Consider the following 13,935-nt stretch of genomic DNA (forward strand, 5'->3'; position numbering starts at 1 on the left):
GGGTAGAGAAAATATCAATGTTCCTGAATTTAATTAATAGAGAGAATAGGGTAATAATTATAAAAAGTTGATTGTATGAAAAAATATAGTTTGCATGTATTAAGTTTATTAGCGGGTATATTTTTATTATCTGCTTGTGTAGATGAACAAGCAATTAAATCTTCCACAGATGTGGAAGAAGGACGTGCTGTTAATTTATCTTTATCTTTTGCCACAGGTGATCCGGAAATAATACAGACGAAGAGTGCTTTGACAGAAGGTCGTGTATCTGATTTGTATGTACTCCTTTTTGATGAAAACGGAACACGTGTTCCTGTAACAAGTGAAAATAAGGGGTATTTTGAACATTTGAGTGGATTGTCAGGCTCTATTTCTTTTCAGACAACGACAGGTAAACGACGCATTTATGGTATAGCCAATCTAAAAAGCGATGCAACTCAAAGTCTCAAGAGTTCATTAGATAATATTGCTGAAGAAAGTGATTTAGCAACAATACCAGTCTCTTTAAAAGATAATATCGTTTCTTTTACTGGTAATTCTTTTCTTGCGTCCGGCTATTATACAAGTGGTAAAGAAGCAACAAACGAACCGGAAGAAGCAGAACTTGTTTCTATTGACTTAAACGATGGTGGACAAACTGTTATTAAAGATGATAATGGCAAAACAATCGATGGTTCAATTAAATTAATTCGTTTGTTTTCGAATATAACATTTTCTATAAGCAAAATTGGTGATAAAGTAGATTCGTTTGAACCAATTTCGTGGAAAATTGTTAATGTACCTGTGACATCTTCTCTGTATAAGGGGGGGAGTTCATCTTCAGAATCTTCAGATTATTTTCCTACTTCAGTCAGTCAGCGATTTGTTAATAATACATTTGAATTTGCTATGTTGGAAAACTTGCAGTCCTCTACTGATATTTCAGATAAAAATATTCGCGAAGCAGCAGACAAGCGTCCGTCAAATGCAACTTATGTTGAGTTGAAAGGACATTTTGTTGGCACAGGAAAGAGAGAGGGGTATCAGAATCCTGCAAAGGTCGATGCTAATGTAACATATTTCATAAGCTTAGGTATGGGGTCTGATAAGAATTCCACTGATTTAGGAGATTATAAGAGTAAAAGAAATAAGATTTATGTATATAATATTCAGGTAGCAGGTGTTGATGAAATTATAACAGAAGTGAAAGAAAAGAGTCCTTATCATAGAGCGGATAGTGATGTGACTTATGTCGAAGGTGAAGTTGATAATTATGATGCCCACTATGAAAGTAGTGTATATACTTTTAATATAAAAGATATAGATGCATATGGCACGGATTTCTTGGTTAAAACACCATTTACAACAGGATATATTAAACTCTCAGACGCAAAAGAGGAAAATGATGATTATGCTGAAAATTGGCAGTGGATTCATTTTATGGTAAATGAAAAATTTAGCGGACAGTATTCAGATAATAAGCAAAGATATCCCAATGAGAGTAATAAGTTCAAATTAATGGATGTGAAAAAATTCTCAGAGTATCTTAAAGAGAAAAAAAATTATCTTAATAATGAACTTAAAGTTACATGCTTTATTGATGAGTTTTATTATAAAAGTAAGAACTGGACAGAATTTGTAAATACTGAACCACGTGTTATGCAAATAATGTGTAACATTGATAGTTATACTCATAATACTAATCATTCCAGCTCTTTAAGAGAGGCTCGTTATACAATTTCCCAAAAATCAATACAAACGATCTATGCTTTAGATTCTAAAAAAACAGCTTGGGGTATTGAGTGGATAAATGAGACGGATCCTATCTCTGCTGATAATTATGGAAATAATACCAAGGGGGATAATATGAATAATGGATATGCCAATTTATTAGCAGAAACACAGTTAATAGGTAAAGATTGGTATGCTAATGGGGCGGATTTTAGTTCTGAATTAAAAAAAGCTTATGCAGCATGTATGTCTCGTAATAGGGATGAAAATGGTGATACCAAAATTAGTAAAGATGAAATGAAATGGTATTTGCCTGCTATTTATCAGTATATGGATATTTGGATGGGGACATTCGGGTTGCCGAATGGTTTCGCTCTTTATCAGAAGAACGGGGATTATGATCATTTTTATGCAAGTAACAAAAAACGTATTTTGTGGGCAGAAGAAGGGTCTTCGTTTGGAAATGATAATGATGGATCTGACACAGGTCGTGATTATGGGAGATCTATTCGTTGCATCCGCAATTTAGGCATGTCTAGTGAACAAGAAGCTGCAGGTACTTATCCGGATCAATATTATTCTGAGAACAATTTAGTATTTGATATGTCAAATATGAATAGTCAATCAATTCGGGAACAGTATTTGGAGGGAGAGTTGGATGAGCATGTTCATACTGACTTTAATGGTGCTAATGCTCCCTATAAAAAATTTAAGTTTGCGAAAGATGTTGTACCCAATTTTACAGTTAAAGTTTTAAGTTCAGAGAATAAAAGAGTTTATGCTACCGGAGGTGAAACTCATGAAAATAAATCAGGGTATTTTGAACAAGGGGAGGGACCAACAGGATATTCGCCAGATTACACCCAAAAATTCACTACAGGCTATGGCTGGAGGAAAAAAACTTATTATCGTTTTTATAAGGATGAGGAACAAGAGGTGTGGAAAGATAAAACTCAAAGTCAGATAACACGTACTGATTTAACAACTAATATGAGATTAGGTAATTCTCCATGTAAATATTATTCAGAGGATGGAGACTCAGAGGGTTGGAGGGTACCTAACCAAAGGGAGTTACAGATGTTGATACGTGCAGAAAAGACCGGAAATAAAACGGTGTATTCATGGACAAGTTATGCTTTTACGGAGAATCGTGTTTATATGTTTTATGAAAATATTTTACAATTAACAAGTCCTGGGAATCCAAAATATGCTAATCCTCTTTTATATATCCGTTGTGTGAAAGATGTAAAGTAAAATATATATAGCAGGTTGCGATTAATAAAAAGGTTGTAATTTAAACTGTGTCAGTAAAAAGGAAGTCGGTTTCCATTTTGCTGACACAGTTTTTTATGGATATTACAATAGACTGCATATTTTCTGACGTTTTTATTTTTAGTTCTCTACTTTTGTTCAACTAGAATACTCCAATTGACTGAACAGAAATGCAATTAAATGAAAAAAAGTGTCGTTTCGTCACGTGAAAACACATAGGTCTTCAAGGCCATAACCTCCCGCCGTACCTTTGTTTCATAATCATTTAAAACAAAATAGTATGGCATTAAAGTATGTAATAAAGAAAACTGTTTTCGGGTTTTTATGTCTTTTTCAAGAAAAAAGTGCCCGAATGTTCCCGTATCCTTCCGTAGGTTCCTTTGGCCCCTGACCGGTGTCTTATCTTTGTAACATCATCGAGAAACAAAGGTCTGACGGTGTTTGGATGAAAAAACGGTTGCGATTAGGAACATATATGGCAGTAAACCGATTTATTCCTATTTAAACCTTCTTATTCCGCTCTAAACCGCTCTATCCCGTTTTCATCGGAACGGCCTGCTGTACCTTTGTTTCGTAATCATAAAACAATAATAGTATGGCATTAAAGTATGTAGTTAAGAAAACTGTTTTCGGGTTTGATAAAACCAAGACAGTGAAGTATGTAGCCCGTCCGTTGATGGCAGGTACAGTAGGTTATTCCGCTCTTTGCGATCAGGTAACCAAGGTTGGTATGGCGCCTCGCGGCGTAGTGAAAATGGTGACCGACGGTCTGATCGATGCGATCATGTGGAATCTGGAAAATCATTTGTCGGTGAAGCTGGGTGATTTTGGGACGTTCCGTCCAGCTTTTGGTAGTAAGAGCCAGGATACGGAAGAGGCTGTGAATGCGGAAACTTTGCGTCATCGTAAAATCATCTTTACTCCGGGTTCTTATTTCAAGGACATGCTGAGCGAAGTAAGCATCCAGAAGTTCGAAATCCCCAAAACTGATGAAACCGGTTCGGGCAGTGGCGAAGGCGGTGGTTCCGACCGTCCGGAAATCGAATAGGCACAATTCTTTCTCTGATTAACAAAGCAGGCACGAACCGGATAACGGGGTCGTGCCTGTTTTGTTTTAGTAAATATTTATGTGTCTCATACATTCCTATTCGAAAAAAATCACCATATTTGCAGTATGAGCAATTGGGAAAAACAGCAGGAAGTAAAGAAAGAAGGACGGGAAAGGGACAGATCTCGTAGAGAGAATCTGAGTAAATTCTTCTATGACTTGGCTAAACTGACGTTTGCTGCTATTGTTTTAGGTGAAATGTTAGTTTTACAGAAAGACATGGCAGATCCTATGAGTTGGTATATGATTTGTGTAGGAATTTTGCAAACATATATATTAGCGTATATTGGAAATAAAATATTAAAGTGAAATGATATGAACGGACTAGCATTATTTTTTACAATAGGTTGTGTTGTTGCCGGTGCTTTTTTAGCTTGGCTTTATACCAAGCCCGGCAAAAAATGGCTTGAGAATTTGTAACGGAATTTTCTCTTATATAGAATAGATAAACTATAAGAAACTCCGGGAAGTATCTGTAACAGGATATTTCCCGGAGTTTCTTTATGCCTTTTTCAACTGCTATCTATCGGCAATCCTATCCGAAAATGAGAGCTCAGGTGGTGTTTCTATCAAAACCGGCTAATTTGGTAGAAACACCCTATCAACTTGAAAGACTTGCCTATTATTGGGAATAAAGTAAATAACTACTTTTGTAAACGTTGAAAATCTTTCTTTTTAATTAGATTTGCAGGGTAAATGAAATTATAATAATAATGTATATGAAAAAAGTACTTTTCCTCTTTTTGCTTTTGGCAGGTATGACGAATGTCTATGGACAGAAGTTTGCGGTGAAGTCTAACTTGCTTTACGATGCTACTGCTACCATTAACCTGGGAGTAGAGGTCGGATTGAGCAAAAAGTGGTCACTGGATTTGTCCGGTAACTATAACGGCTGGATGCTGGGAGACGAAGCTCGTTTTAAACATTGGCTGGTACAGCCGGAAGCACGTTATTGGCTGTGCGAGAAATTTAACGGACATTTCTTCGGTGTGCATGCTCATTATGCCGATTATAATGTGGGCGGTCTGAAGATTTTGGGTGAAAATATGGAAAATAACCGTTATCAGGGACATCTGTATGGAGCAGGTCTGTCGTATGGTTATCAGTGGTTGCTGAGTAACCGGTGGAGTATGGAAGCTGTGATCGGTGTGGGTTGGGCACATCTGGAGGACGACAAGTATCCGTGTGCTGTTTGCGGCTCTATCGAGAAAAGCCGTACCAAGGATTATTTCGGCGTGACAAAAGCAGCTCTTTCCTTTATTTATTTCTTTAAATGATCGGGACAATGAAAAACAGAAAGAATATCTATATTGTAGCCGCTTTGTTGGTGGCCGGTGCGGTTCCAACAGGAGCGCAAACGGGAAACAGTCCGATCAGTGTCGCTTGCAACGACCTGATGCAGAAAGGGGATTCACTTTATATCGATGCAACAATCCGGGTGAAGGGTGACCTGATCGAATCGCGTAAGTCATTGACATTGACTCCGCTGTTGGAAAGTGCAGACCAGAAAGAAGGACTTCCTTCCATCTTGCTGAACGGGAAGAACCGTGCAAAAGTCTATAAACGCGAAGTGGCGTTGAAGAATTTGCAGGATGAACCGCGTTATCAGGTGCTTCGTGCCAGTGATGCTTCGGAACATGTGATCCCTTACAAAATGACGATCGCCTGGGAACCGTGGATGAAAGATGCCCGTTTTGTATTGGCACAGGATCTGTGCGGATGTGGAAAAGAAGAAGCAGTGGGTCCGTTGCTGATCGCCGATAAGATCCGTATGGCACCGACGGAACGATATAAAGTGCAGCCGACACTGGCATATATCTCGCCGGAGGCTGAAACAGAGAAACATCGTGCCGAAGTGGGAACGGCTTATCTGGATTTCCAGGTGGGTAAATCGCAGATCTTGCCTGACTTCCGTAATAATGCGTCTGAATTGGATAAGATCAACAGTACGATCCGTTCGGTAACGTCGGACAAGAATATCACTCCGAAGGGTATTATATTGAAAGGTTATGCTTCGCCGGAAGGTTCGTATGCTTCCAACGACCGTTTGTCGGATAATCGTGTGAAGGCATTGCGCGATTATATCCGTTCGAAGAATGATTTCCCGCAGAGTTTCTTCACGCTGGAAAACGAACCTGAAGACTGGGCCGGTTTCAAAGCGCAGGCAGAGGCAGACTATGATATGCCGGCACGCGATGAAGTGCTTAGCATTATCAACAGTGATTTGCAGCCCGACCAGAAAGAGACTAAACTGCGTGCTTTGAAAGGCGGATCTGCTTTCAGCTATGTATTGAAAAATATCTTCCCGTCGTTGCGCCGTTCGGAATATCGTATCGACTATACGGTCCGTGAGTTTACGGTAGAAGAAGGTCGTGAGATTATCAAGACCCGTCCGCAACAGTTGAGTCTGAGTGAAATGTTTGCCGTAGCCAACAGCTATGAAACGGGAAGCAAGGAATATAACGATGTATTTGAAATTGCTGTACGCATGTACAGTTCTGATCCGGTGGCTAATCTGAATGCTGCTAATATCTCTATAGGAAAAGGCGATTACGAATCCGCTAAAAAATATCTGTCGAAAGCAGGTAATTCGGCTGAAGCAATCCATGCCCGTGGCGTTATAAAATTAATTGAAGGTGATCTTGACGGGGCGGAAACTTTGCTGAAACAGGCAAAAGAAGCCGGTGTGATAGACGCAGCAGCTAATTTGAGAGAATTACAGAAGAAAAGAGATGACAATGCTTTATTTGATAGTTTCAACATGCATAATTGATATGTATACCGTGTGGAATTGTAATAAATAGAGTCTATTTTTGCATCAGAATGATTTATGGAAAAGCATAAAAATAATAATATGGAACATGCTGCACAAGTCGAATACGTTTTAGTAAACGAGATTGACAACCAGAACGGAGTGCATCTGTATCTGGAAGGAAATAAATGGTGCGCCTATGAACGTTCCGCTTATTATCTGGCTCAGTTGAAAGTGCCGGTTGTAATAAAGAAGGAAATAGTTCGTGACGGATATGACGTGATTCTGTTGAAAGCTTTTTTTGAAGTGGACGACATGCGTTTGCCTCTTGCTCCGAAGACTATTTTGAAACAAGTGGCTGACGACAAGCTCTTATTTCAGTTGAACGATCAGATCGATGGCTTCCCCGAATGGAAGGCTTGTCAGCTGAATCAATTACCAGCATAAAAGGTGAAGCCGTGAGGCTTCGGTTAAGTATACTAAGTTGTAAAATTGAGGGTGTATTAAGTCCCCGGAAGTGAGTGGTTATCCTTCCGGGGCATTTTTTTTTAATTGAAAATTATGCGGGGGACTGGAAATAGACGATTAATCGGGCATCGGGGGATAAGGTGAGGGTAAACTCGGTTTCCAGGGCTTCGTTGAGGGAGCCTTGCCACCAGGATGTCAGGCGGCGTCGGGTGATGGGCCATCGGAGGCCTCGGTGGTTATTTCTCCGCAGGGATACATGGAAAAGATGGATATTTGCTGGCCGGGTGTGCATGGTAGCGTTGTTGTCCGGAGGACGGGGATGAAGCGACCGTAATCGGAGAGCATTTCCACGACTTCGAATAGAGGGGCAAAGTCTGTCAGCAGGGAGATGTTTCCGAGCGTATGGTCTTCGCGAAGTCCCGTAGCTCCGAGAATCAGTACTTTCCGGTAACCGGAAGCGTGGGCGAAGCGTACAGCCTTGGTTAGGTCGTTTATCTCCTGATCTTCCACGGTATGGATACGGTCGGCATATAGCCGGAGCATTTCCGGAGGAATACTGTCCAGGTCGCCGACAATGGCCGACGGGACCAATCCCCTTTCATGAAGGTTCTGCACGGCCCCGTCGCAGGCAATGATGACGGGTGTTGCTTTTAATAATTCCAACGGCCCCGCTGTTTGCGGAAAACTGCCGTTAGCCACTACTACACAATCATATAATGTTTCCATTTGTATTTATTCCTTTCTTTAAACTTTATTCTTTTAATTCAGCTTCAATTTCTTCTATTGAAGGCAGGCTTCCCTTGAAATCTTCCGGGCATAGGCGAGTTAGTTCGTATTCCGAGACGCCGATGGGCTGACTAATTCCTTTCAATGAATATTCGGCAATAAAGCTATCTTTATTTTTACATATCAACAGACCTATTGACGGATTATCTGCTGGGTGTTTCAATAAATCATTTACTGCAGTCAGGTAAAAACTTAATTTGCCGGTATATTCTGGTATGAAATCGGTTGCTTTCAACTCGATAACAATATAACACCGTAATTTCAGATGATAAAAGAGTAAATCCAGATAAAATTCTTTATTACCTACTTTTAAAGGTATCTGGCGGCCAACGTATGCAAAACCGGCTCCTAACTCAATTAAAAATTTCGTGATATTGTCGGTTAAGGCATTTTCCAGTTCGCGTTCTTTATAGCTATCTGTAAGTGTAAGAAAATCGAAATTGTAAGGATCTTTTAGTAATTCCTGGGCCAGGTCACTCTGGACTGTTGGTAATAAGCGGGAAAAATTTGATACGGAATGCCTTGTTCGTTGGTAGTCTTGTTGTTTGATGGGTTGATCCAGAATACTGCGGCTCCAGCTATATTCGATGGTTTTATGGATATAGAACATAGCTTCTTCTGTGGATTTGCATTGAGCAATAATACGAAGATTATGGCCCCAAGGGATTTGGGATACTAACTCTTGAATATTAAATATATTTTCTAATTGGCCAACAACTTGTTGGCCAATTGTAATGTCTTTATAATAAAACAGATACCATTGTTTTATGTATTTGATATTGCTGATAGAGAAACCTTTCATATTAGGAAATTCCTGCTGTAGATCTGAACTTAATTGTTTTATCAAGCCATCCCCCCACTGTGATTGTTCCTGTTTGGAAACAATTTCCTTTCCAAGTTCCCAATATAGATTGATTAATTCTGCATTAACTTTCAGAGCCGCTTTGATTTGGCTGTTTCGTATACGGAATTTAAGATCGGTGAGCCATTGCTTGTATTCAATGTCAGATTTAAGAATTACATTCATAAGGTTTTGTTTTTTATAAGTTTGTAATACCTCACAAATGTAGAGTTTATTTTCAACATTTCATATCCGTTCTTTATTTATTCCTTTCTTTTTCCAGGTGAAATATCCGACGATGGCCAATATTGCGTAGCAAATGTACAAAAACATGGTTGGATAGAGGCCACGGAGGTAATAAAGATAAACGGATATGCAATTGACGATTACCCAGAAGATCCAGTGTTCGATGATACGGCGGGCCAGCATCCAGGTGGCTACGATGCCGACGGAGGTGGTGAAGGCGTCGCCCATCGGGATGGGGGAGTCTGTGAAGTTATGGAGTACGTAATATAATAGGGCGTATATAGCGAGGATAGCGGAAGCTATCCCTGCTATATACGGCCAGGTGATATGACGGTAGAAAATCGGGTCATCGGAAACTTTCTCTTCGGTGACGCTTTTTTTCGTGCAGGTCCATTTTTTGAAACCGTAAATGCTGATGGCAACATAGTAGATATTCAGTCCCATATCGGCATATATCTTTGAGAAGAAAAAGACAAATACGTAGACCAGGGAGGTGAGGAAGCCTACCACCCACATCGCTTTATGCTGCCTGATCTCTAATAACAGGTAGAGAAAACCTGTAATGACACCGAAATATTCTAATAGTTGCTCCATAATTTATATTTTTCTAGAACCTGATTGTTACTCTGGCCATGGCGTTTGTGCCGGCTTGGGTGAAATAACCGTCGTCTTTGTTGACGACACCTTTGCTGATGTAGGTATATACCCAGGCGTTTGTTTCATATTTCTCGTTGAAGAGGTTGTTGATGGTGACGTCGACGCCGATCTCCTTGACAAACTTCGGTTTGAAAACGTATCCGATACGCAGGCTGTTCACGAAATAGGGATCGATGGAACGGTCTTTGGTGGAGGTATTGTCGATGTATTGACGGCCTACAAACTGTGAGTTGAAGCTGGCGGAGAATCCTTTCAGGTTGAAATCGAACATGCTGTTGGCGATGATACCGGGAGAGAAGGCGATGTCGGTTGTGCCTAGATATTGGCTTGCCTGGCCTCCGTTATCGAAGTCATCTATATAATGAGTGAAATTCTTTATTTTGTTGCGGCTCAGGGTGACGTTTCCGTTCCAGTCCAGCCAGTGGGTGATACTTACGCCTCCGGTCAGTTCAATTCCCATGCGGTAGCTGTCTTTGATATTGCTGGTCAATGCTTCACCGATTTCGCTGATTTTTCCGCTCAGGATCAATTGGTTGTTGTAGTCCATAAAATAAAGATTGGCTCCGACGCGGAAACGCTGGTTGCCGAAGCTGTAACCGACTTCGTAGTCGTAGAGTGTTTCGTGGGAAGGACGTTCGTTGGCCGCGGCTTCCGTAAAATTGTCGCGATTGGGTTCACGGTTGGCGACGGAGAAAGAGACGAAAGCATTATGACCGCCTTTCTGGAAATTGATACCGGCTTTCGGGTTGAAGAAGTTCCAGTATTTGTTGACGTAGATTTCCTTACCGGTATTGTCGTCGCTTCCTTTGATCGTATAGTGGATGCCGCGGTATTGTAGGTCGAGGTATCCGTTCAGGTAGGGGTGGAACCGGTAGTTACCCTTTACGTAAAAGTTATAATCCAGTTTGTTCCCTCTGTTACGGTAATATTCGTAGTCAGGCGAGGGGAGTGCTTCTGCATTTTTGACCCACATGACACGACCGAAATGGTCGCCTACATATTTATTGACAGCTGAACCGAAGCTTATCTGGAGACGTTCGGAGCGATAGTTCGCACTGTAAACGACACCGTAAAAGTCGTTGTCCAGCCATTTGCGGCGGACGAGGTCGGAACTGACGATTGTGTCGCCTTTCCCGTTGATATAAGACTCGGGGAGTTTATATTTTGTAAATTCTTCATTAGGCTTATAGTCTTCGTAATATCCTTCTCCATGTGTGTAATGGAGAGTCAGGTTCATATTCCACAGGTCGCTCAGTCGCTGGCTTGCCATCAGGTGGTAGTTTTGCTGCCGGTAATTGTCTGTCTGGTTGTCGTAGAATTTTTTAACGCCGTTCTCTTCATATTCTCCGCAAGGGTTATAGGTCCGGTCGCTGTCCAGGTAAATGGAAGGGACACCGTTCCAGGCCTGATACGTTTTCTCTATATTGCCGAATGTCTGGAAGCGGATCAGGGTGTTATCGCCGTAATAGGTGGCAGAACCGAAATAAGAGTGCATATTGGCTGTCGCCCGGTCGATGTATCCGTCGCTTTGGACGTTGGAGTAGCGGGCGTCGAAAACAAAATGATCCCGGAGTACCCCGGTTCCTATTTTGACTGAGTTTTTGACGGTTCCGAACGAACCTGCCGAAAGGCTGTATTCGGCATACGGTTTCAGGTCCGGCTTTTGCGTTTGCATGGCGACGGTGGCACCGAAGGCGGCGGCTCCGTTGGTCGATGTCCCGGCTCCCCGTTGTATCTGTATGTTATCGACGGAAGATGCGAAATCGGACATGTTGGCCCAGAAAACGGTGTGCGACTCGGAGTCGTTGACCGGTACGCCGTTGACCGTGATGTTGATGCGGTTGGCGTCTGTGCCGCGGATACGGAAGCCCGAATAGCCGATACCTGTCCCGGCGTCCGAAGTCATGATGACGGAGGGGGATTGGGAGATGAGGTAGGGGATACCCTGGCCGTCGTTTTTACGGCTGAGTTCGTCTTTGGATACTTCGCTGTAAGCCACCGGAGTACCTTTGGCTACTTTAGTGGCGGTGACGACTACTTCGTCCAGTGATAAGTCACGTGAAATTTTGAGAGAATCGACAGGGTCGGGACGGTTTCCCGCTGCTGCGAATGTTGCCAGAGATCCGGCACAAATAATCAATACACTTTTCATCCTTTTTACCTTAATGTTTAAAAACCTGATAAATGAATAGGAGAGGTGTGTTGTGTGAAGAAGTATACCATGTTTTACAATTCCCTTCGCCGGCATTATCCGTATCAGGTAATATGGGTATAATCTCAGCCTGCGGCACGTACTGTATCGGTACGTGGCAAGCACCCCTTTGTATTCGGGGAGCAAAGATAGGGAAAGTCAGGGAATTGTACAAATGGAAAAAACCGCCGCGAATCACTTCGGGGCGGTTTCGACTCCACAATTTTCCATCAATTATGTTGTAATTATTTACTGTGGATATCTCTCTGTTTATTTGTTATTCAATAGTGGTGTACCAATTGCTCTTCATCCAGTTCAAAGGAGCGTACCAGCTGTCTTCCTTACCTCCCAGATGGGCATTCAGGTTGGCTGAGTTATAGTCCTTTTCGTCAGACGGATACTGGATGCGGTCCAGAGGAAGCGGAGTTGCGACAGACTGCGGGTCGCGTTTGAAATAGATTTCCGGATATCCGGTACGGCGGACAACGTTCCATGCTTCATATTCCTGAATGGCACCGTGATGGATCCAGCGCTGTGTTAGGATGCTCTTCTGCGGGTTACTGGCATCCCATTGTGTTTCGGCATATGCCTCTACTACAGCCGTAGAAGGAGGTGTCAGCGCGTCACGATAGGTACCGGTTGAATTCAAATCGAAATAGAATTCAGTGGAAAGTTTTATACCGTTGATATATTCGCTCTTGGCATTACCGGTAGCCCAGTTGTTGGCATAGGCTTCCGCCTTCATGAAGCAACTTCGGCTGCTGTCATCCAGAGTCCCGGGAATCCGGGGTTACGGGTGAAGGTCGATGTATCCAGGGCTGCGTAATATTTAGCCGTACCATGCGTAGAGATACTCATATTCGTTTCCTGTTCCGTGAGTGTTTCAGACGGATCGAGGCCGATATATTCGTTATTCCAGTTGCTGTCATACAAGACTTCCAAACGTGGGTCCGGATTATTGGTGTTGGCATTCAGTGCACGTTGCATTGGACCGGACATGCGGTTGTAAGTTGAATTCTCGATTGCGTTTTGCAGGTCACGGTCAAAATCGAACTGGTCATCGTCGGTTTGTGTCACTGTGATATTATCAGAGTTTAGATCTACCATCGGATAAGTACCGGGATTTTCCAACATCGTTTTAATCGCAGCACGTGCCTCACTTACCAGGTCGCCGTTAGAAGCCAGGTGAGTAGCTACACGTAAACGCAGGGAATTCACATATTTACGCCATAAGGTGATGTCACCGTTGTTCACATAGTCTTCTGCATTCAGGTAAGTACTGGCATTGGCTGTAAGCGAACGTCCGTTGAGGTATGTGTTGACTTCGTCCAGGTCGCTCAGGATCATTTTATACAAGTCGATATCCGAATCGTATTTGGGTTTGGAAGCTTCTACGTCTCCTGTTGCCCATAATGTGCCGGCTTCAGAGAATGGTACTCCACCCCAGGCGGAACAAACTTCATAAAGTTGCTCTTCCATTACTGTACGTCCCAGCAGATAGAAGATACGATAGTCTTCTTTTTCTTCTTCCGGAAGGTTATTGAATTCGGTTTCCAATACCCTATACTGGGTGACAGTGTTGTAAAAGTTTCTCCAACGTTCGTTGAAATACCCCTGACCGGTACCGGCAAAACGGTCTTTACTGTTTGTATGACCGATTATTCCAGAGAAGAGACCGGAAGTAGTGGAAGATACATAATATCTGTAATAGACTGGATTCATCCATGTATTAGAGGCTTGCCATACCCCAACCATCAAGGCCGGGCATGATACCGTCTGTGTCTTTGACGGGTCCTGATATTGATCCGTGAATTTGTCGTCACTACAGGAAGACGTTGCCAGAAGGGCAGCACATCCAAGTGCGAGTGCATATATTTTTTTCATAAATCTTTCAATTTTAATAT

General features: G+C 42.1%; 9 protein-coding genes, 2 pseudogenes and 1 riboswitch. Of the genes and pseudogenes, 6 read left to right on the forward strand and 5 right to left on the reverse strand.

Annotated features, from left to right (window positions below; genetic code table 11):
* Positions 1-75 precede the first annotated feature (75 nt).
* From DXA15_RS16295 to DXA15_RS16320, 6 genes are all read left to right on the forward strand, one after another.
* The gene (locus DXA15_RS16295) at positions 76-2,964 is read left to right on the forward strand and encodes a DUF4906 domain-containing protein (protein ID WP_128134714.1); all 2,889 of its coding nucleotides are present in this window, start codon (positions 76-78) and stop codon (positions 2,962-2,964) included.
* 613 nt (positions 2,965-3,577) lie between these two features.
* Positions 3,578-4,030, forward strand: a complete 453-nt coding sequence (locus DXA15_RS16300; RefSeq protein ID WP_128134715.1) for a DsbA family protein — start codon at positions 3,578-3,580, stop codon at positions 4,028-4,030.
* A gap of 126 nt (positions 4,031-4,156) precedes the next feature.
* Positions 4,157-4,399, forward strand: coding sequence for a DUF6722 family protein (locus DXA15_RS16305; protein WP_128134716.1), 243 nt, complete (start codon positions 4,157-4,159; stop codon positions 4,397-4,399).
* A 410-nt stretch (positions 4,400-4,809) separates the two neighbouring features.
* The gene (locus DXA15_RS16310; protein ID WP_128134717.1) at positions 4,810-5,367 is read left to right on the forward strand and encodes a DUF3575 domain-containing protein; all 558 of its coding nucleotides are present in this window, start codon (positions 4,810-4,812) and stop codon (positions 5,365-5,367) included.
* 8 nt (positions 5,368-5,375) lie between these two features.
* A complete protein-coding gene (locus DXA15_RS16315) occupies positions 5,376-6,863 on the forward strand; it encodes a DUF3868 domain-containing protein (RefSeq protein ID WP_128134718.1) in 1,488 nt (495 codons plus the stop codon).
* Positions 6,864-6,920: 57 nt separating this feature from the next.
* On the forward strand, positions 6,921-7,289 hold the full coding sequence (locus DXA15_RS16320) for a hypothetical protein (protein ID WP_233567359.1): 369 nt from the start codon (positions 6,921-6,923) through the stop codon (positions 7,287-7,289).
* A gap of 112 nt (positions 7,290-7,401) precedes the next feature.
* Here DXA15_RS16320 and DXA15_RS16325 read toward each other — a convergent pair.
* From DXA15_RS16325 to DXA15_RS16345, 5 genes and pseudogenes are all read right to left on the reverse strand, one after another.
* Positions 7,402-8,036 (reverse strand): annotated as a pseudogene (locus tag DXA15_RS16325) (thiamine diphosphokinase).
* A gap of 25 nt (positions 8,037-8,061) precedes the next feature.
* Complete coding sequence (locus DXA15_RS16330) at positions 8,062-9,123, reverse strand: YhcG family protein (protein ID WP_128134719.1); 1,062 nt, start codon at positions 9,121-9,123, stop codon at positions 8,062-8,064.
* Between the two features lie 60 nt (positions 9,124-9,183).
* Positions 9,184-9,777 (reverse strand): nicotinamide riboside transporter PnuC, encoded by a 594-nt coding sequence (gene pnuC / locus DXA15_RS16335; protein WP_128134720.1) that lies wholly within the window; start codon positions 9,775-9,777, stop codon positions 9,184-9,186.
* Between the two features lie 13 nt (positions 9,778-9,790).
* Positions 9,791-11,992: a TonB-dependent receptor gene (locus DXA15_RS16340; protein WP_128134721.1), complete on the reverse strand. Its 2,202-nt coding sequence runs from the start codon at positions 11,990-11,992 to the stop codon at positions 9,791-9,793.
* A 63-nt stretch (positions 11,993-12,055) separates the two neighbouring features.
* Positions 12,056-12,171, reverse strand: a riboswitch (TPP riboswitch).
* A gap of 137 nt (positions 12,172-12,308) precedes the next feature.
* A pseudogene (locus tag DXA15_RS16345) lies at positions 12,309-13,915 on the reverse strand (SusD/RagB family nutrient-binding outer membrane lipoprotein).
* Positions 13,916-13,935 lie beyond the last annotated feature (20 nt).

This window comes from Parabacteroides sp. AM58-2XD (genome assembly GCF_003463685.1).
GTDB lineage: Bacteria > Bacteroidota > Bacteroidia > Bacteroidales > Tannerellaceae > Parabacteroides > Parabacteroides segnis.